Source organism: Bradyrhizobium sp. USDA 4504 (genome assembly GCF_054063995.1).
Genome location: NZ_JBSSGV010000001.1, coordinates 2,948,726 through 2,967,791 on the forward strand (window position 1 = coordinate 2,948,726; position 19,066 = coordinate 2,967,791).

Sequence of the window (19,066 nt, forward strand, 5' to 3'; positions counted from 1 at the left end):
AGACGAGACGGCTTCGCTACGTCGACAGCTGCGGCTTGCCGTAGACCTGATCCGCGCGCTTCTCGAACGCCGCGGCAAAGCGTGAGAATGCGGCGTCGAACATCGAGCCCATCAGCATCGCCAGCATCCGGCTCTTGAATTCGTAGTTCAGGAAGAAGCCGACATCGCATTCGGTTTCCGACTTCGGCTCAAAACTCCAGCGGTTCTCCAGATTGCTGAACGGGCCGCGCAGATATTCGACCAGGATATTCAGATTGGGCCGGTCGAGCGTCACCTTGCTGGTGAAGGTTTCCCGCACCAACTTGAAGGACACCGTCATGTCCGCCACCACGACCTCGGTGCCGTCGTCCTTGGGCGTGCGCTGGCGGATCTTGAGCGAGTGGCATAGCGGCACGAATTCGGGATAGCGCTCGACGTCGGCGACCAGATCGAACATTTGAGGTGCGGTGTGCCGGACCCGCCGCTTGCTTGAGAATCGTGGCATCAGTGGACACTCGCACGGTTTTGCCCGAGTGCGAGGCGCTTTAGATAATCATCCGCCTGCGCCCGATCGGTGAAACAGACCAGCGATTGATCGGGCCGCAAGCCGGCAAAATACTCGATCAGCTTCGGCCGCTGCTGCCGGCGATAGGTCCAGACGTAGCGGAAGAATTCGAGATCGATCTTCTCAGGGCAGCCTTCCGCCATCTCCGGGCGGACCTCGCCATAGCTCCCGGCTATCCGCCTGAAGATACCGAGCATACAGGTCGACCGCGGCAGGTCCAACCAGATGATCGTGTCGGAGAGCTCCCGGCGCAATTCCCCTGCACCATGCCTCATGTAGTTCCCATCCATGATCCAGCGCGGCTCCTGGGCTGCTTCGGTCACGCGGCGCTCGAATTCGTCCCTGCCCGACTCGACCCAGCCCGGCTTCCAGAACAGCGCATCGATCGACACGGTCGGAATCCCTGTCATGGCGGACAGCCGCCGCGCAAAGGTCGACTTGCCGGATCCCGACGATCCCATCACCAGAACGCGCTGCATTGGTCCAGTCCAAGGTTCGGCCAAGGTTCGGTCAAGGCCCGATCAAGCAACGGCGCGTGACGGCGCCGGCTTACCGCCGTTTGCAAAAATCTAGCGGCCGCGGGCCGTGCGCGCCGCCTGCAGTTTGGCGAAATCCTCGCCGGCGTGATGCGACGAGCGCGTCAACGGGCTCGCCGACACCATCAAAAAGCCCTTGGTATAGGCGACCCGCTCGTAGCCTGCGAACTCGTCCGGCGTCACGTAGCGCATCACGGCGTGATGCTTGCGGGTCGGCTGCAAATACTGGCCGATGGTCAGGAAATCGACGTCGGCCGAGCGCAGATCGTCCATCACCTGCAGCACCTCGTGCCGCTCCTCGCCGAGGCCGACCATGATGCCTGATTTAGTGAAGATGGTCGGATCGATCTCCTTGACCCGCTGCAGCAGCCGGATCGAATGGAAATAGCGGGCGCCGGGACGGACCGTCAGATAGCGCGACGGCACGGTTTCCAGATTGTGGTTGAAGACGTCGGGCTTGGCCGCGACCACGCGCTCCAGCGCGCCGTCCTTGCGCAGGAAGTCCGGTGTCAGGATCTCGATCGTGGTGCTCGGGCAGCGCGCGCGGATGGCGCGGATGGTCTCGGCAAAATGCTCGGCACCGCCGTCGGCGAGATCGTCGCGGTCGACCGAGGTGACCACGACATGACTGAGCCCGAGCTTGGCGGTGGCCTCCGCGACGTATTCCGGCTCGCTCGCCTCGAGCGCGCCGGGCATGCCGGTCTTGACGTTGCAGAACGCGCAGGCGCGCGTGCAGGTGTCGCCCATGATCATGAAGGTGGCGTGCTTCTTGTCCCAGCACTCACCGATATTGGGGCAGCCCGCCTCCTCGCACACCGTGACGAGGCCATTCTCCTTCACGATCCGGCGCGTATCTGCATAGCCGCGCGTATTCGGCGCACGAACCCGGATCCAGTCCGGCTTCGGCGGCGACACGGCATCCGGCCGGTTGACCTTTTCGGGGTGCCGCGGGCGGAGCTGAGTGGTGGAGATGGTGTCGACGATGGTGACCATGGATGCCTGCAAGTCGCGGGAGCATGATCCAGGCAGATCAATGCTCCGAACCAAGGGCTTAGCTAATCGGTGTTGACGCAGCTCGCAACCCGCCCCGCGACCCTAGCAGACCTGCCCATATATTGGCAGTCTTGCGACCCGTTCCATGCCGATTCCTACCTCAAAATGGCTCAAAAACCCCGATCCATCAGCGCGACCGCGCCGCGCCTCGGCAAGGCGCTGAAACGCTCCTTCTTCGATCGCAGCGTCCACGAGGTCGCCCCCGACCTGATCGGCGCGACCTTCCTGGTCGGCGGCGCCGGCGGCATCATCACCGAGGTCGAGGCCTATCATCACACCGACCCGGCGGCGCATTCCTACCGCGGGCCGACCCCGCGCAACCAGGTGATGTTCGGCCCGCCGGGCTTCTCCTACGTCTACCGCTCCTACGGCATCCATTGGTGCGTCAACTTCGTCTGCGAGGAAGCGGGCTCGGCCAGCGCCGTGCTGATCCGCGCGATCGAGCCGACCCATGGGCTCGCGGCGATGCGCAGGCGGCGCGGGCTGGAAGACGAGCGCGCGCTGTGCTCGGGGCCCGGCAAGCTCTGCGAGGCGCTCGGCATCACCATCGCGCACAGCGAATTGCCACTCGACCGCGCCCCGATCGCGCTCCATGCGCGGACCGAAGCCCCCGAAATCATCACCGGGGTGCGGATCGGCATCACCAAGGCCGTCGACCTGCCCTGGCGCTACGGGCTGAAGGGATCAAAATTCCTCAGCAAGCGGTTTTGATCGCCACGGCGTTATCAGCTATGACGCCTTCTTCAACCGCTCGATCGCCTCGAGAATCTTGGCGCGGCGCTCCGCTGCTGCCGCGCGCTTTTCCTTCTCTTCCTCGACGAGCTCTTCCGGCGCGTTGGCGACGAACTTGTCGTTGGCGAGCTTGGCATCGACCCGCTTGATGTCGGCGTCGGCCTTGCCGAGCTCCTTCTCCAGCCGCGTGCGTTCAGCCGCGAGATCGATCACGCCCTTCAGCGGCAGCGCGACCGCCTCGCCGCGGACAAGGATCTGTACCGCGCCTTCCGGCGGGTGATCGGCAAACGAGATATCCGACAATCGTGCGAGCCGCTTGATGGTGTCGTTCCAGCGCCGCGCGCGGTCCCGCGTCTCGTCGGAGGCGCCCGCGATCACCAGCGGCGTCAGTGTCGACGGCGGGATGTTCATTTCCGCCTTCACCGACCGCATCGCAGTGACGAGATCGACCACCCAGCCGATCTCGGCCTCGGCCGCGGGATCGCTGAACTCGTCGGCGTCGAGCGCGGCAATCACCGGCGGAATGATCGGATCGACCACCGGACCGGCGGTCGCGATCGCGGCCAGCTGCTCGCCGGTCACGCCCGACTTGCGCGGCCAGGACGCCAGCACCAACAGGCCGTTGCGCTTTGCGGTCACCGCCCACAGCTCCTCGGTGATGAAGGGCATGAACGGATGCAGCAGCTTGAGGATCTCGTCGCGGGTCCAGGCGACCATGGCGCGGGTCTCGGCCTTGGCCGCGCCCTCCTCGCCCATCAGCACGGGTTTCGCGAGCTCAAGATACCAGTCGCAGAACACGTTCCAGACGAAGCGGTAGATCGCGCCCGCGGCATCGTTGAAGCGATGATCCTCGATCGTCTCGGTGACCTCGCGGGTGACGCGCGAGGTTTCGTGCGCGATCCAGCGGTTCAACGTCTCCTTTGCGCCCTTCGGATCGAAACCGTCCGGCTTGACGCACTCGTTCATCTCGGCGAACCGGCAGGCGTTCCAGAACTTGGTCGCGAAATTGCGGTTGGTCTCGACCAGATGCGGCGACAGGCGGATGTCATGGCCTTGCGCCGCCTCGCGGGTCAGCGCGAAGCGCAGCGCGTCGGCGCCGTATTCGTCGATCACGCCGAGCGGGTCGATGACGTTGCCCTTCGACTTCGACATCTTGGCGCCCTTCTCGTCGCGGACGAGGCGGTGGATGTAGACGGTCGAGAACGGCGCCTCCTTCATGAAATGGAGGCCCATCATCATCATGCGGGCGACCCAGAAGAAGATGATGTCGAAGCCGGTAACCAGCGTATTGGTCGGGTAGTAGCGCGCGACCTCCGGCGTGTCGTCCGGCCAGCCCAGCGTCGAGAACGGCCACAGGGCCGACGAGAACCAGGTGTCGAGCACGTCCTCGTCACGCGTGATGAAGCCCTCGCGCTTGGCGGGGTCGACCGCCATGTCGTGGCCCTGCTCCGGCGTGATGACTTCCTGCTCGACGTAATAGCCGAGCGCGTGGCCGACCGCCTCTTCCTCGGTCTCGGCGACGAACACCTTGCCGTCGGGTCCGTACCACGCCGGGATCTGATGGCCCCACCAGAGCTGGCGCGAGATGCACCAGGGCTGGATGTTCTCCATCCACTCGAAATAGGTCTTTTCCCAGTTCTTCGGCACGAACGTGGTTTCGCCGGAGCGCACCGCCGCGATCGCCGGCTGCGCCAGCGTCTTGGCGTCGACATACCACTGGTCGGTCAGATACGGCTCGATCACGACACCGGAGCGGTCGCCATGCGGCACCATGTGGGTGTTGGGCTCGATCCGCTCGAGGAAGCCGAACTCCTCCAGCCTTGCGACGATCTTCTTGCGCGCCGCGAAGCGCTCGATCTTGTCAAACTCGGCGGCGAACTCGTCGGCGCCGACAGGCAGGCCGCGCAGATAATCCTCGTTGCCCACCAGGCTGAGGCTGCCTTCCTGGTCGAGCACGCTGATCTGCGGCAGGCCGTGACGCTTGCCGATCTCGAAGTCGTTGAAGTCGTGCGCAGGCGTCACCTTGACCGCGCCCGAGCCCTTCTCCGGATCGGAATAGTCGTCGGCGACGATCGGAATCCTGCGGCCGACCAGCGGCAGGATGACGTGCTGGCCGACCAGATCGGCGTAGCGCTCGTCGTCCGGATGCACCGCGACCGCGGTATCGCCGAGCATCGTCTCGGGGCGCGTCGTCGCGACCACGATGAACGATTTCGGATCCTCGGGGCTGAAGCTGCGGCCCTCGATCGGGTAGCGCAGGTACCAGAGATGGCCCCTGACCTCGACCTGCTGCACTTCGAGATCGGAGATCGCGGTGAGCAGCTTCGGGTCCCAATTGACCAGGCGCTTGTCCTTGTAGATCAGGCCATCGCGGTGCAGCTCGACGAACACCTTGACGACGGCGCTCGACAGGCCCTCGTCCATGGTGAAGCGCTCGCGCGACCAGTCGCAGGACGCGCCGAGGCGCTTGAGCTGGTTGACGATGGTACCGCCGCTCTCGGCCTTCCACTGCCAGACTCGCTCGAGGAACTTGGCACGGCCCATGTCGCGCCGGCCCGGCTCCTGCCGTTCCATCAGCTGACGCTCGACCACCATCTGGGTGGCGATGCCGGCGTGATCAGTGCCGGGCTGCCACAGCACGTCGCGGCCGCGCATCCGCTCGAAGCGGCACAGGATGTCCTGCAGCGTATTGTTGAGCGCGTGGCCCATGTGCAGCGAGCCGGTCACGTTCGGCGGCGGGATCACAATGGTGAAAGGCGCGGCGTCCTTGCGTTCAGGCCGGCCGGCCTTGAACGCACCGCTCTCCTCCCAGATCCGGGCCATCCGGTGCTCGATATCGGCGGGCTGGTAGTTTTTCTCGATCATGACAATGCGCTGTGGACCATGGAAAGCGTTAGAAAGCCGCCGGAGCGCACCAAGTCAACCGGACCGGTACGTCAAATCGACGTTTAGGGCATTTGGGGAGCTGATTGAGGGCCGCCAGGCCCAACGGCGGGAGCCAGCCTCGCGCCGGCTGCGCTGCTAACGCCGCGCGCAGCTAGCGCCCGCGGGATACCCGCTCGATCTCGGCCTTGACGATCCGCTCGACCAGCCCGGGCAGATTGTCGTCCAGCCAGGACTTCAGCATCGGCCGCAGCATCTCCTTGACCAGATCCTCGAGCGTCCGCGCATTGTTGCTCAGCACGGTGTTGGCCAAAGAGTTGAAGGCCGACTCGACGGCCCGCATCGTGGTTCCCGAGATGATCTGCTGCATGGGCGCGGTCTCGATCGCCGGCGGCTCCCGGGCCGGTTCCGGCGCCCGGCTCCGCGCTTCCGTGAACTCGAGGTCGTCCTGCGGCTCGACCTTGCGGAACGACGGCGCGGCGGCCGGGTCCGGCAGCGCCATCTCGTCGGTGAGTTCGAACACGTCGGCTTCGGGCTGGGCCGCGGGCTGCGGCGACGGCCTGATCTCGGCTGCGGGCGTCGCCTCATCGAGGCTGGCGAGCAGCGAGTCGATATCGTCCTGACTGTTGCTGGCCGCCGGTGCCGGCGCAGGCGGCGGTGATTTCGGCGCCGGCGCGGCGGCCTTCGCGGCCGGTGGCGCTGCGGACGGCGGGCTCTTCATCGCGGGCTTGGCTGCTGGTGCTGGCTCGACCTTCGGCGCCGGGGCTGCAGCGGCGGCCGCAGGCTTCTCGGCCGCGGCCGGCTTCGCCTCGTCGTCGGCAATGATGCGACGGATCGACGCCAGGATCTCCTCCATCGAGGGCTCTTGGACCTTCGCAGGTTGCGTCATCTCCGACTCCACATCGAAACGAATTTACATCAAGCCCGAGAGGATTCGCCGGTTCCGATGATGCGGGCAGAGATTTTCATTGCTCCCGCCCGACTTGTCCCCAGATCAAGCCCGCCCGAGGCTTTGTGCAAGCTTCGTGTCGCCCAATGCAGCGTGATCACAGGGGGCGTCGCACCTGTCATCACGCTACGCCGGCGCGCCGCGAATCGCCTTGCTGCCCGACAAAACGGTATGTCAGGCCAATTATCGAATGCAAGCAAACGCGCCTGTTTGTGGTCCTGATTAACTCAGAACCACAAACGTGACGCGACAAGCGATGACGATGCGAAGGTGTTTAGCGGCCGTCGGGCGTGCGTACGCCGGCCCAGTTGTCACGAACCTGCTGGTAATGCACGCTCGGATCGTAGACGTTGGTCGAAAGCCCGAGCACCTGCGGCGACAAGCGGCCAACCGCGCTCAGCACGTTGTAGGACGCGACGACGCGGTCGTGCTGCGCGGTGACCAGCGCGTTGCGCGCGTTGACGAGCGCCTGCTGCGCGTTGAGCACGTCGAGCGTGGTGCGCTGACCGGCCTTGGCCTCTTCGCGCACGCCGTTCAGGGCGATCTCCGACGCGGTCACCTGCGCCTGTGCCGACGCCACCTGCGACTTGCCGGCGACCAGCTGGCCCCACGCGGTGACGACGTTGGCGCGCGCCTGATCGCGGGTCTGTTCGAGCACAAGGCGCTGCTGCGCCAGCGATTCCTTGGACTGGCGGATCAGCGAATATTCCGCACCACCCTGGTAGAGCGGCACCGACAGCTGCACCGCCGTTCCCGCGCTGAATGTGCGCTGACTGATCAGGGTCTGCTCGTATTGCTGCTGCACCGACGTTTGCAGGTTGACCGACGGGAACAGCGCACCCTCGCTGACCTTGACCTGCAGGAAGTTGACGTCGACGCCGTACATCGCCGAGGTGACGTTCGGATTCTGGGTCAGGCTGAGATCGACGGCAGCCGCAAGCGTCGTTGGCAGAAAGCGGTCGACCGGCGAGCCCGGCGCGAGATTCTGCGGCTCGTTGCCAATGATGCGGCGGAAATTCGATCGCGTCGTCGTCAGGTTCGATTCGGCGGTGAGCTGCTGGGTTTTACCTGCCGCGAGCTGCGCTTCGGATTGCGCGACGTCGGTCCGCGTCACTTCGCCGACATTGAAGCGGTCCTGGGTCTGCTTCAGTGTCTGTTCCAGCACGCGCGTGTTGCTGCGCTGAACTTCGACGATGGCGGAGTCGCGGAGATAGTCCATGTAGATCGTGGCCGCGCTCAGGATCACGGTTTGCTCGAGCACACGCAGGCCCTCGCGCGCCGCCGAGACCTGGCTTTCGGCCGCGCGCACCCTGGGCGCGGTCTGCGCGTTGAACAGCGATTGGTTGACCGTGAGGCCTGCGCTGCGCGGCGCGTTGGCGCCATGGATTTGGGTGCGGACAAGATTGTTCGCGTCGCCGCCCTGTGTCGTCAGCGTATCGGTGTATTGGTACCCCGCGCTTGCCGTCAGTGCGACTTTCGGGCGGTAGCCCGACAGTGCCTGCGGAACGTTCTCGTCAGTTGACCGCACCTGCGCGCGTTGCGCGTTCAGCTGGGGATTGTTTTGGTAGGACCGCACCAGCGCGGCCTCGATTGTATCGGCGAGTGCGGGCACAGGGCCCATCTCCGCCAACAGAAGGACGGCAGTCGCAGCCGCGGTGACAACCTTCACCCCACGCATCCCCGGAAATCCAATCATTGTAGTCGCCGTCTCCCACACGCAAATCAGTCCGGCGGTCGCTTCAGTCGAAGTGAGTCCCGCCTCACCTTAGTCCGCAGCTAGGGCCAACGGAACTACCCCGCAACGGAACACGGTCGAAACTCTTCACATGGGGCAAACGGGCCACACTTCTGATTCGGAACGGGATTTTATCAGCCCGTGCGCCGCAGGAGAGGGTCAGAAGACGAAGGCGGGAACTCGCTCGAATCCGGGTAAAACGGGGGCCGAGGCGTCGAACAGCTCGCGATGGCCGAAATCCCCGTGGGAGTGCGTCACCAGGGTGGCGCGCGGCGGCGGCAACAGGCCGAACACCCCGACCAGCCGGCCCCCCTCCTTGAGTTGGCCGAACAGCCCGGTCGGGACGATTTCCGTCGCACCATTGAGGATAATGACGTCAAACGGGGCGCCCGCGGCATCGCCATCGGCGGCCGCGGCCGCTTTGACCGTGATATTCTGGATCCCGAGTTCGGCGAACGCCGTGGTCGCCTTTGCGGCAAGGGCCGGATCGCTTTCGGTCGCGCTGACCTCTGCGGCAAAGCGCGCCACGACGGCGGCGGCGTAGCCGGTCGCGCAGCCGACCACGAGGACGCGGTCGGTGGCCTTGATCTCGGCGGCTTGGAGCATCCGGGCGAGCAGCGCCGGCGTGATCAGGCAGCGCCTCGTCGCACCGCCCTCGGCGACATCGAGGTCGAGGTCGAGATAGGCCAGCGCCTGCTTGCTGGCCGGCACGAAGACCTCGCGCGGCACGGTCAGCATGGCATCGAGAATGCGATCATCGGTCACGTCGCTCGGACGCACCTGACCATCGACCATATACTGGCGCGCGGTCGAAAAACCGGTCATTGGCGGAGACCCTGCAAGTCGCGGCATTGCCGCTGGAGAAGCTAGAACAGGGCCATCTTTTGGAACAAGCTCCGCCAAAACGCAACACGCCGCTGGCGGGCGAAACGCGCTCCCAAAACGCGCTCCAAGGCGCAGTCTATTCGATCGTGACGGCGAGCCGGCCGATCAGGCGGGCCACTTCATCGAGATGCTCGGAATCATGCTCCTCGACGGCCCTCGCGAGCCGGCGGACGCACTCGTCGTCACTGATGTCGGGGGCATCGCTCGGAACGAGCGTCGGCTGCGGCATCGACAGGTCGATCAGGTTAATGGCCATCAAAATCACCTCTCAAGACCCGGCGAGAACAAGTGTCGACGGCTATTGAGTCGATTTGACGACGTTTTCGGCCTGTCCGCTGCGGACCACGGGCTTGTGATTGGCGATTTGGGGGATCGATGGGGCCAGACCAAACTGGCTCCCCGGGCTGGATTCGAACCAGCGACCATTCGATTAACAGTCGAATGCTCTACCGCTGAGCTACCGAGGAATAGGCGAACAGCTGTTCGCGAGCGGGCAGCGTATAACAAAGCCTTTCGGCCTTGCAAAGAACCAAATCGCCCCTCCGGCGAAACTTTAGCGCGCACGGTAAGCCTCTGCGATACAAGGGCTTACCTATCGCCCGGTGTGCGACATGCCCAGCCCGCCGGCCCGGCCGCGCTCCCGCGGGCGCCTGGAAACACCGCCAGCGCGGCGGTCGCACCGCGCCCGTGATTCTGTCAGGGGCGCGACGGCCCAGCTCCTCGCGCAAACGGGGTTGGCTACCGCCCGGCGATGGCAACGATGAACAGCGCGGTCGCGGCCAGCGAGGCGATGGTCCGCACGTGGTTCCAGAAGGTCCAGTCGGTCAGATAGCGCGCCCAGACCGATGCCGCCGACCTGCCCGCAGGACCAGAGGCCGCAAGCTGATCGTTCAGCGGCACATTGAAGACGACGGTCACGACGAACATGCCGACCACGTAGAGGCCGCCGCCGCAAATCATCGCAATCGCGCCCGGCTCCTGCCATCTGAGCCCGCCGAGCAAGACGAGCACGGCGCAGGACAGCGTGGTGCCGAGGAACACCGGCATGAACGGCGAACGGACAATATCGACATTGATCGCGTTCATCGCCGAGATGCCGGCGGCCTGATCGATGCGGCCGAGCGCGGTCATGACAAAAGCCGAGAACGCAAAATAGAGCCCGGCGAGCAGGCCGCAGCCGAGCGCGGAAAACCACAGCAAGGCCGAGGTTAGGATCTGGCGCATCGTTCCGCCTCCAAATGCGAGATATACTCGTATTTGTGAAATGCGATAAACTCTCGTATTAGAGCCGTCAACCCCGATCGCAGGGAAGCGAAAGATGTCGAGACGAAAGGCCGCATCCGTGGAAGTCCCCCTGCCCGGGCTGGCGCGGCTTGCCCCGACCCAGCAGCGCAGCCGCGAGCGCTTCGAGCGCATCCTCGCATGTGCGACCGAGATCATGGCGGAAAAGGGCAGCGAGGCTTTCCGCATGAGCGACGTCGTCGCGCGCAGCGGCGTCGCATTCGGCTCGCTCTATCAATATTTCCCGGACAAGGCCGCGATCATCGGCACCCTGGCCGAACGCCATAACGCGGTCGGGCGCGATTGCGTCAGGCGCGATCTGGCCGCGGTGACGACCGCGCGCGACCTGCACCCGGCGCTGTGCAGGATCGTCGACAGCTACTACGAGATGTTCATGCGCGAGCCTGTCATGCGCGACATCTGGCAGGCGACGCAAGCCGACCGCGCCCTGCAGAAGCTCGATGCGGACGACATGGCCGTGCTCTCCGGCCTGTTGTCCGACGCGGTCAGGCGGATTGCGCCCGACATGCCGACTGCCGCCCTCGCCACCTTTTCCGCCCTGACCATGACACTGATCGCAGCCGCCGTGCGTCACGCGATCACGCTGCCACCGAGGAAGGCGCGGCAAGCGCTGACGCAGTTCAAGACCATGCTGCCGCACGACCTCACCGGGCTGGCATGACGGCTCCGGCACGAGCGTTGGGAATATTCCCTGTACAAAAACGATAGATACAGGCGCATACGGCTTACGCCGTTCGCGTCAGCAGGAGCCGAGGATCGTGCGGCATGCGACTGGTCCCCACCGTGCGATACTTGCCTCCATTGTCACGTCTCCCTAAAATTCCTGCGATATTTGACGGCTATGAATACCGCCGGGAATCCCGGGAAGAGTTTTTAGAAAGTTGTGATTTGTTTCACACGAGGTGCGGCCATGCCGACCTAGGTTCCCGAAGGGATCACCAACGATTCATTAACCAAAGCGGGCGCCATCGTTCTTTTCATAAAATTCGAACGAATCGCTCAATCCGGACCGAAGACTGTTTTGCGACCATGGCGCTCTCGAACCTCGGAGAGCGTGATGAGCGAAGTCGAATTTGATCTGCTGCTGGACGCCGTGCGAACGGCGATCGCGCCCATTGCTCAGGAGGATTTCGTGGCTCAGCCCTCGCCCCGCATTCAGCCGCCACCGCGCGCGGCCAATGACAACCAGGCGCCGTGGCCGCTGATTCCGTTTCCTGAAGGTTGGTACGCCGCGAGCTAATGCGGCTTCTCATTGACTGGCTGCAAGCCATTGATGAGATGAGTGGAGGCCACGACCAGAATTGAACTGGTGTACACGGTTTTGCAGACCGTTGCGTAACCACTCCGCCACGTGGCCCCTTGCGGCGCACTTCATATACGCCCTCTCCGAGATAGGCAACCAAGCCGGACGGCTAACGCCGACGTCTGCGAAAGTCCCGCTTCTTCGGTTTTGGCGCCAATTCCGGCATTTTGGCCTGCACTTCGCGGAATCTCGCCAGCATCCGCTCGAAACTATTAGTTAACGTTGCGGCAATGTCCGGCCGCTTCTCCAGCCCCGCCAGCAGGATCGCGGCCGCCTCAATGGTGGACAGGCCGTCGCGGCGCGGTTCCCGCCGCAGTCTGCCGTAGAGCGAGGGCCGTTTCGGCCCGAGAATCACCCGCTGACACTTCAGCATCCAGGCATTGCGCCACCACAGCGCCTTGGCCTGGCTCCAGGTGCCGTCGAGCAGCACGATGCCCTCGATGTCGGAGAGGATGGCGCGCTGATGCGGCTCGAGCTCGCCCTTGCGGTTGATCGCAACGATCTCGGCGTCGGTCTCGAGGTCTTCGACCTTGGCGGAGCCGAGATAGAGCGCCGCCCAGCGTGACGGATCGGGTACCGGCCGGCCGAGCGCCTTGGCCAGGCTCGGCCAGGACAGCCCGATCCGCACCACGGCGTTTTCGAAATGCTGTGCCAACAGCCGCGCGGTGCCGAGCGCCCTGTCCTGCTCCTGCGGATGGATCAGGATCAGGAGCTGGATGCGGCTCTCGATCGGCGTGACGCTGTCGCAGATGCACAGCGGCAACGGCTTGCCGCAATGCGCGCACTCCTCGATCTCGGCGACAATATCGGTTTTTGCTTCGGTCGGTTCGGACATCGCTCCGCTATACGCTTGCAATCGTGCAATTCAAACTATTCCGCGGGTGCGTGCACGCCTGACGGCTCGCGGCGCTGGCGCAGCCGGTCGATCAAGAGATAGATCACCGGTGTCGTGTAGAGCGTCAGGATCTGCGACACGAACAGGCCGCCGATGATGGTGATGCCGAGCGGCCGGCGCAGCTCGGTGCCCGGGCCGGTCGCAATGACCAGCGGAATGCCGGCGAACAGCGCGGCCATCGTCGTCATCAGGATGGGACGGAAGCGCGCGCGGCAGGCCTCGAAGATCGCGTCCCGCGACGACAGGCCCTGATGCCGCTCGGCCTCGAGCGCGAAATCGACCATCATGATGCCGTTCTTCTTGACGATGCCGATCAACAGGATGATGCCGACGAAGGCGATCACCGTCAGCGGCGTGTTCGTCACCTGCAATGCGAGCAACGCGCCGAGGCCGGCCGACGGCAGCGTCGAGATGATCGTGATCGGATGCGCCAGGCTCTCATAGAGCACGCCGAGCACGATATACATCGCGACCAGCGCGCCGAGGATCAGGAGCGGCTGCCGCCCGCTGGTCTTGTTGAAGTCGCCGGCATTGCCGTCGAAGCTGCCGCGAATGCCCTCGGGCATGTGCAGCTCGTCGACCGCCTGCTGGATGTTCGTCGTCGCGACCTCCAGCGGCACGTCCGGCAGCAGGTTGAACGACACCGTGGTCGAGGGGAAGCCGCCGGAGTGATAGACCGCGAGCGCCGACAATCCACGCTGGTAGTGCACCAGCGCCGACAGCGGCACCTGCACGTCGTTGGCGCCGGCAACGTAGATGCGCTCGAGGTTCGACGGATCGCTCTGGAATTTCGGATCGATCTCGAGCACTACCATGTACTGGTTGCGCTGGGTGTAGATGTACGAGATCTGCCGCTGCGAGAAGGCGTTGTTGAGCGCGTTGTCGATGTCCTGCACGCGGACGCCGAGGCTGGAGGCGGTCTTGCGGTTGATCACGAGGTTGAGCTGTAGCCCGCCGGGATCGCGGTCGGAGGAGACGTCCGTGATGCCCTCCACCGTTTCCATGCGCTTGGCGATGATCGGCGCCCATTTCTGCAACAGCTCGAGATCGGTCGAGGCGAGCGTGTATTGGTAGTCGGAATCGCTCTGCCGGCCGCCGGTTCGGATATCCTGGGCGGCGAACATGAACAGGCGGATGCCCGGCACCATGTACAGGTTGCGGCGCAGCCGGTCGATCACCTGGGCGGTCGACAGGCCGCCCCGCTCCTCCGGCGGCTTCAGACTGATGTACATGATGCCGCGGTTGGAGGTGGCGCCGCCCGGGCCGCCGCCGGAACCGACTGACGAGCCGATGCCGGCGACAGCGGGGTCGGCCATCACGATGTCGGCGAGCCGCTGCTGCAGCTGAAGCATCGCCTGGAACGAGATATCCGCCGACGCCCGCGTCGAGCCGATCACGAAGCCGCTGTCGTCGGTCGGAAAATAGCCCTTCGGCGTCTTGATGTAGAGCGTCACCGTCAGCGCGACGGTGGCGAAGAACACCACCAGGGTCAGGAAGGGATAGCCGAGCACGATTCGCAGCGTCGCTGCGTAGAACGCCACGACACGGGACAGCGTGCCCTCGATGACGCGATCGTACCAGGTGGCATGATCGGAGGTCGCCTCCCTGATGTAATGCGCGCAGATCATCGGTGTGATGGTCAGCGACACCACGGTCGAAACCGCGATCGCGAACACCAGCGTCAGCGAGAATTCGCGCAGCAGGCGCCCGACGATGCCATCCATGAAGATCAGCGGCGTGAAGGCCGCGATCAGCGACAGCGAGATCGACAGCACCGTGAAGCCGATCTGCTTGGCGCCTTCGACCGCGGCCGGATACGGCGCCATGCCCTGCTCGAGATTGCGGTACATGTTCTCGATCATCACGATGGCGTCGTCGACCACGAAGCCGACGGAGATCGCCAGCGCCATCAGCGACAGATTGTCGATCGAGAAGCCGGCGAGCCACATCCCGGCGCAGGTGCCCGCCAGCGCCAGCGGCACCGACACGCCGGCGGCGATCGTCGGCACCACCCGGCGCAGGAACACGAACACCACAATCATCACAAGCACGGCGGTCGCCAGCAGCGTGAACTGCATGTCCTCGACGCTGGCGCGGATCGTTCCGGTACGATCGACCAGGGTGGAGATCTCGACGCCCGCCGGAATCCATTTCCTCAATTCCGGCAGCATCCTGCGAACGCCGTCGACGGTGTCGATGACGTTGGCGTCGCCCTGCTTGGTGATCTGGATCAGCACCGCCGGCTGCTTGTTGAACCAGGCGATCGAGCGCGAGTTGCGCACGGAATCCTCGACCTCGGCGACGTCGGCGAGGCGGACGTAATTGCCGTTCGAGCTTTTGATGACAATGTCGCGGAATTCGGCGGCGGTGCGCATCTGCTTGTTGATCGAGAGCGTCTCGCTCAGCCGGCCGCCATTGAAGATGCCGACCGGCCCCAGCGGGTTGGCATTGATGATCGCGAGCCGGACGTCGTCGGTCGCGATCCCGGCGTTCGCCAGGGACACCGGGTTGAGCGCGATGCGCACCGCTGGCTGGTCGGCCCCGCTGACGGTCACCTCGCCCACTCCCGGCACCTGCGAGATGCGCTGCGCCAGCACCGTGTCGGCGACGTCGTACATCGCGCTAGTCGAGATCGTCTTCGAGGTCAGCGCCAGCACGAATACCGGCGACGCGGCCGGGTTGGCCTTGCGGAACCTGGGCAGCGACGGCAGGTCGCTCGGCAGATCGGCGAGCGAGGCGTTGATCGCGGCCTGCACGTCGCGCGCGGCGCGGTCGATATTGCGGCCGATCGAGAACTGCACCTGGATGCTGGTGGTGCCGAGTGAGCTCGTCGAGGTGATCTGGTCGACGCCCGAAATGGTGCCGAGCTTGCGCTCCAACGGTGCGGCGACGGTCGCGGCCATTACGGAGGGATCGGCCCCTGGCCTGGACGCCGACACCCGAATGGTCGGGAAATCGACATTCGGAACCGACGACACCGGCAGGAACTGGTAGGCGACGATCCCGACCAGGAACAGCCCGATCGCAAGCAGTGTGGTGCCCACCGGCCTGCGGATGAAGGGCTCGGAGATCGAGATCACTGCATGCCCTCGGTGGCGCCCGCGATCGGCGGGCCGCTGGGACCCGGCTCCGGCACGGCCCGCTCGATCCGGCGGTTGAGGCGGTCGAGCGCCAGATAGATCACCGGCGTGGTGTAGAGCGTCAGCAGCTGGCTCAGCAGCAGGCCGCCGATGATCGAGATGCCGAGCGGGAAGCGCAGTTCGGCGCCGGTGCCGCTTTCGATCGCGAGCGGCAGCGCGCCGAACAACGCCGCCAGCGTCGTCATCATGATCGGGCGGAAGCGCAGCAGGCAGGCCTGCACGATGGCGTCATAGGGCGACATGCCCTGGTGACGCTCGGCCTCCAGCGCGAAGTCGATCATCATGATCGCGTTCTTCTTGACGATGCCCATCAACAGGATGATGCCGATCAGGCCGATCACCGAGAGGTCCTGCCCGCACAGCATCAAGGCGAGGATGGCGCCGACGCCGGCCGAGGGCAGCGTCGAGAGGATGGTGATCGGATGGATATAGCTCTCATAGAGCACGCCGAGCACGATGTAGATCGTGATGATCGCCGCCAGGATCAGCCAGGGCTGGCCGGCGAGCGAGCGCGAGAATTCGGCGGCGTCGCCGGAATAGATCCCGACGATGCTGCCGGGCATTCCGATCCTGCTCTCGATCGCCTTCACGGCCGCGACCGCGTCGCCCAGCGCCTCGCCCGGCGCCAGGTTGAAGCTGAGCGAGACTGACGGGAATTGCGCCTGGTGCGAGATCGCGAGCGGCGCCGTTGTCCGGACCAGCGTCGCCACCGCCGACAGCGGCACCTGCGCGCCGTTGGCTCCGGGCAGATAGAGCTTGTCGAGGATCGACGGGTCGCGTTGATACATCGGCAGCGCTTCGAGCACGACGCGGTACTGGTTGGCCTGGCCGTAGATCGTCGAGATCTGCCGCTGTGCGAAGGCGTCGTTCAGCGTATCGGTGACGCCCTGCAGACTGACACCGAGCTGGCCGGCACGCTGGCGGTTGACGTCGATCGCCGCGCGCAGGCCCCCCTCCTGCGCCTCAGAGGAGACATCGCGGAAGATCGGGTCGCGCCGCATCTCGGCGACGAGCTTTTGCGCCCATTGCGAGACCTCGGCGGCGTCAGTCGCGGTCAGCGTGTACTGGTATTGCGAGCGGCTCGACTGGGTCGAGATCTGCACGTCCTGCACCGGCTGGAAGTAGACCGTCATGCCGGGCACCGTCGCGATCTTCTCCTTCAGCCGCTCGATCACCTTGACGACGCCCTCGCGCCGCTGGTCGAGCGGCTTCAGCGTCATCACCAGCCGGCCGACATTGGTGGTCGGATTGACCGAACCCGAACCGATCACCGAGACAACGCCAACCACATCAGGATCGGCCTTGATGATGTTTGAGACCGCGCTCTGCCGCCGCTGCATCTCGGCGAACGAGACGTCGGGCCCGGCCTCGGTCACCGCCGTGATCGATGAGGTGTCCTGCAGCGGCAGAAAACCCTTCGGCGCCAGCACATACATGATCAACGTCAGCGCGATGGTCGCGAACGTCACCAGCAGTGTCGCGCGCTGGCGCCGCAGCACCCAGAGCAGCGTCCGATGGTAGAACTCCACCATGCGGTCGATGAAACGGCTGACCGCGGCAAGGCCCGGGACCGCCACCTCCTCATGAATGTTCTTGAGCAGCCGCGAGCACATCATCGGCGTCAATGTCAGCGAGACGATCGCCGAGGTCACGACCGCGATCGTCAAGGTGAGCGCGAATTCGCGGAACATGCGGCCAACCAGGCCGGACATGAACAGCAGCGGGATGAACACCGCGATCAGCGACACCGTCAGCGAGATCACGGTGAAGCCGATCTCGCTGGCCCCCTTCAGCGAGGCCTCCATCACCGTTTCGCCGTCTTCCATGTGGCGGACGATGTTCTCGATCATGACGATGGCGTCGTCGACCACGAATCCGGTTCCGATGGTCAGCGCCATCAGCGACAGATTGTCGAGGCTGAAGCCCGCGAAATACATGATGCCGAAGCTCGTGATCAGCGACAGCGGCAGCGCGACGCCGGCGATCAGGGTCGCGCGCAGCGACCGCAGGAACAGGAGCACCACCAGCGTCACCAGCACGACGCTCAGGATCAGCGTGAACTGCACATCGCGCACCGAGGCGCGGATCGTCACGGTACGGTCGGAGACGATGGTCAGCTTGACGCCGGCCGGGACCGCCCGCTGCAGCCGCGGGATTTCGGCGCGGATCTGCTTGACGACGTCGATGACATTGGCGCCCGGCTGGCGCTGGATGTCGATGATGACGGCCGGCGTGCCCTGGTACCAGCCGCCGGTGCGGTCGTTCTCCAGGCCATCGACGATCTGGGCGACGTCGCCGATCGTGACCGGCGAGCCGTTGCGATAGGCGATGATGATCGGCCGGTAGGCGTCGGCGGCGGCGATCTGATCGTTGGCGGCGATGGTGTAGGACTGCTGGGCACCGTCGAGCGATCCCTTCGGCCCCGACACGTTGGCACCGGCGATCGCGTTGCGGAGATCCTCCATCGCGATGCCGTAGGCCGCGAGCCGGGCCAGATCGGCCTGCACGCGCACCGCCGGCTTCAATCCACCGAGGATCGAGACCCGGCCGACGCCGGAAATCTGACTCAGCCGTTGACCCAGGATGGTGTCGGCGAGATCGCTCATCGCCCGCAGCGAGATCGTCTCCGAGGTCAGCGCCAGCGTCATCACCGGCGCGTCCGCCGGGTTCACCTTGGCGTAGACAGGCGGATACGGCAGCGTCTTCGGCAATATGCCGGCGGCCGCATTGATCGCGGCCTGCACATCCTGCGTGGCGCCGTCGATGTCGCGGTTGAGGTCGAACTGCAACGAGATCTGGCTGACGCCGAACGAGCTCGTCGAGTTCATCGACGACAGCGACGGGATCTGCCCGAGCTGCCGCTCCAGCGGCGCCGTGATCAGCGAGGCCACCACGTCGGGGCTGGCGCCGGGCAGTTGCGTCGTCACCTGCACGGTCGGGAAGTCGACCTGCGGCAGCGCCGAGACCGGCAGCGCCCAATAGCCGAGCGCACCGCCGATCATCAGGGCGATGCCGAGCAGCGAGGTGGCGATCGGCCGGCGGATGAACGGTTCGGAGACGCTCATGGCTGCGTGCTCGCTGTTAGATCGGACATTACGAAGTCAGGATG

General features: G+C 65.0%; 15 protein-coding genes and 2 tRNA genes. 3 read left to right on the forward strand and 14 right to left on the reverse strand.

Annotated features, from left to right (window positions below; genetic code table 11):
* Nucleotides 1-16: 16 nt before the first annotated feature.
* From ACVMB1_RS13500 to lipA, 3 genes are all read right to left on the reverse strand, one after another.
* Nucleotides 17-484: a type II toxin-antitoxin system RatA family toxin gene (locus ACVMB1_RS13500; RefSeq protein WP_310884680.1), complete on the reverse strand. Its 468-nt coding sequence runs from the start codon at nucleotides 482-484 to the stop codon at nucleotides 17-19.
* Complete coding sequence (locus tag ACVMB1_RS13505) at nucleotides 484-936, reverse strand: P-loop NTPase family protein (RefSeq protein ID WP_310884679.1); 453 nt, start codon at nucleotides 934-936, stop codon at nucleotides 484-486. Before ACVMB1_RS13505 ends, ACVMB1_RS13500 begins: the two co-directional genes overlap by 1 nt.
* Before the next feature lie 177 nt (nucleotides 937-1,113).
* Nucleotides 1,114-2,073, reverse strand: coding sequence for a lipoyl synthase (gene lipA, locus ACVMB1_RS13510; RefSeq protein ID WP_310884678.1), 960 nt, complete (start codon nucleotides 2,071-2,073; stop codon nucleotides 1,114-1,116).
* Nucleotides 2,074-2,238: 165 nt separating this feature from the next.
* Between lipA and ACVMB1_RS13515 the strand changes: the two genes are divergently transcribed.
* Complete coding sequence (locus ACVMB1_RS13515) at nucleotides 2,239-2,844, forward strand: DNA-3-methyladenine glycosylase (RefSeq protein WP_229191865.1); 606 nt, start codon at nucleotides 2,239-2,241, stop codon at nucleotides 2,842-2,844.
* 18 nt (nucleotides 2,845-2,862) lie between these two features.
* Here the strand turns inward: ACVMB1_RS13515 and ACVMB1_RS13520 are convergent, their stop codons facing one another.
* The 7 genes from ACVMB1_RS13520 to ACVMB1_RS13550 form a co-directional block, all read right to left on the reverse strand.
* The gene (locus tag ACVMB1_RS13520; RefSeq protein WP_310884676.1) at nucleotides 2,863-5,730 is read right to left on the reverse strand and encodes a valine--tRNA ligase; all 2,868 of its coding nucleotides are present in this window, start codon (nucleotides 5,728-5,730) and stop codon (nucleotides 2,863-2,865) included.
* Between the two features lie 172 nt (nucleotides 5,731-5,902).
* Entirely contained in the window at nucleotides 5,903-6,637 is a 735-nt protein-coding gene (locus ACVMB1_RS13525) for a PopZ family protein (RefSeq protein ID WP_057016568.1), read from the reverse strand.
* Between the two features lie 334 nt (nucleotides 6,638-6,971).
* Entirely contained in the window at nucleotides 6,972-8,375 is a 1,404-nt protein-coding gene (locus ACVMB1_RS13530) for a TolC family outer membrane protein (RefSeq protein ID WP_057016567.1), read from the reverse strand.
* 216 nt (nucleotides 8,376-8,591) lie between these two features.
* The gene (locus tag ACVMB1_RS13535; protein ID WP_076828767.1) at nucleotides 8,592-9,257 is read right to left on the reverse strand and encodes a protein-L-isoaspartate O-methyltransferase family protein; all 666 of its coding nucleotides are present in this window, start codon (nucleotides 9,255-9,257) and stop codon (nucleotides 8,592-8,594) included.
* Between the two features lie 136 nt (nucleotides 9,258-9,393).
* Nucleotides 9,394-9,573 (reverse strand): hypothetical protein, encoded by a 180-nt coding sequence (locus tag ACVMB1_RS13540; RefSeq protein ID WP_050404540.1) that lies wholly within the window; start codon nucleotides 9,571-9,573, stop codon nucleotides 9,394-9,396.
* A gap of 136 nt (nucleotides 9,574-9,709) precedes the next feature.
* Nucleotides 9,710-9,784, reverse strand: a tRNA-Asn gene (locus ACVMB1_RS13545).
* A gap of 271 nt (nucleotides 9,785-10,055) precedes the next feature.
* Nucleotides 10,056-10,541, reverse strand: a complete 486-nt coding sequence (locus tag ACVMB1_RS13550) for an anthrone oxygenase family protein (protein WP_141340590.1) — start codon at nucleotides 10,539-10,541, stop codon at nucleotides 10,056-10,058.
* A gap of 94 nt (nucleotides 10,542-10,635) precedes the next feature.
* Between ACVMB1_RS13550 and ACVMB1_RS13555 the strand changes: the two genes are divergently transcribed.
* Both ACVMB1_RS13555 and ACVMB1_RS13560 read left to right on the forward strand, forming a co-directional pair.
* A complete protein-coding gene (locus ACVMB1_RS13555) occupies nucleotides 10,636-11,280 on the forward strand; it encodes a TetR family transcriptional regulator (protein WP_141340591.1) in 645 nt (214 codons plus the stop codon).
* Nucleotides 11,281-11,676: 396 nt separating this feature from the next.
* Nucleotides 11,677-11,859 (forward strand): hypothetical protein, encoded by a 183-nt coding sequence (locus ACVMB1_RS13560; protein ID WP_024584196.1) that lies wholly within the window; start codon nucleotides 11,677-11,679, stop codon nucleotides 11,857-11,859.
* A gap of 43 nt (nucleotides 11,860-11,902) precedes the next feature.
* On the opposite strand, the gene ACVMB1_RS13565 is transcribed toward ACVMB1_RS13560, so the two are convergent.
* From ACVMB1_RS13565 to ACVMB1_RS13580, 4 genes are all read right to left on the reverse strand, one after another.
* Nucleotides 11,903-11,976, reverse strand: a tRNA-Cys gene (locus tag ACVMB1_RS13565).
* Between the two features lie 55 nt (nucleotides 11,977-12,031).
* Nucleotides 12,032-12,757 (reverse strand): tRNA-uridine aminocarboxypropyltransferase, encoded by a 726-nt coding sequence (locus ACVMB1_RS13570; RefSeq protein ID WP_141340592.1) that lies wholly within the window; start codon nucleotides 12,755-12,757, stop codon nucleotides 12,032-12,034.
* 35 nt (nucleotides 12,758-12,792) lie between these two features.
* Nucleotides 12,793-15,897, reverse strand: coding sequence for an efflux RND transporter permease subunit (locus tag ACVMB1_RS13575; RefSeq protein ID WP_141340593.1), 3,105 nt, complete (start codon nucleotides 15,895-15,897; stop codon nucleotides 12,793-12,795).
* A complete protein-coding gene (locus tag ACVMB1_RS13580; protein ID WP_141340594.1) occupies nucleotides 15,894-19,022 on the reverse strand; it encodes an efflux RND transporter permease subunit in 3,129 nt (1,042 codons plus the stop codon). The genes ACVMB1_RS13575 and ACVMB1_RS13580 overlap by 4 nt, the downstream gene beginning before the upstream one ends.
* Between the last annotated feature and the right edge of the window lie 44 nt (nucleotides 19,023-19,066).

Coding starts and splice junctions, on each gene's coding strand:
- ACVMB1_RS13500 (WP_310884680.1), bottom strand. CDS start 484: ATGCCACGATTCTCAAGCAAGCGGCGGGTCCGGCACACCGCACCTCAA.
- ACVMB1_RS13550 (WP_141340590.1), bottom strand. CDS start 10,541: ATGCGCCAGATCCTAACCTCGGCCTTGCTGTGGTTTTCCGCGCTCGGC.
- ACVMB1_RS13525 (WP_057016568.1), bottom strand. CDS start 6,637: ATGACGCAACCTGCGAAGGTCCAAGAGCCCTCGATGGAGGAGATCCTG.
- lipA (WP_310884678.1), bottom strand. CDS start 2,073: ATGGTCACCATCGTCGACACCATCTCCACCACTCAGCTCCGCCCGCGG.
- ACVMB1_RS13520 (WP_310884676.1), bottom strand. CDS start 5,730: ATGATCGAGAAAAACTACCAGCCCGCCGATATCGAGCACCGGATGGCC.
- ACVMB1_RS13535 (WP_076828767.1), bottom strand. CDS start 9,257: ATGACCGGTTTTTCGACCGCGCGCCAGTATATGGTCGATGGTCAGGTG.
- ACVMB1_RS13560 (WP_024584196.1), top strand. CDS start 11,677: ATGAGCGAAGTCGAATTTGATCTGCTGCTGGACGCCGTGCGAACGGCG.
- ACVMB1_RS13570 (WP_141340592.1), bottom strand. CDS start 12,757: ATGTCCGAACCGACCGAAGCAAAAACCGATATTGTCGCCGAGATCGAG.
- ACVMB1_RS13555 (WP_141340591.1), top strand. CDS start 10,636: ATGTCGAGACGAAAGGCCGCATCCGTGGAAGTCCCCCTGCCCGGGCTG.
- ACVMB1_RS13540 (WP_050404540.1), bottom strand. CDS start 9,573: ATGGCCATTAACCTGATCGACCTGTCGATGCCGCAGCCGACGCTCGTT.
- ACVMB1_RS13530 (WP_057016567.1), bottom strand. CDS start 8,375: ATGCGTGGGGTGAAGGTTGTCACCGCGGCTGCGACTGCCGTCCTTCTG.
- ACVMB1_RS13515 (WP_229191865.1), top strand. CDS start 2,239: ATGGCTCAAAAACCCCGATCCATCAGCGCGACCGCGCCGCGCCTCGGC.
- ACVMB1_RS13580 (WP_141340594.1), bottom strand. CDS start 19,022: ATGAGCGTCTCCGAACCGTTCATCCGCCGGCCGATCGCCACCTCGCTG.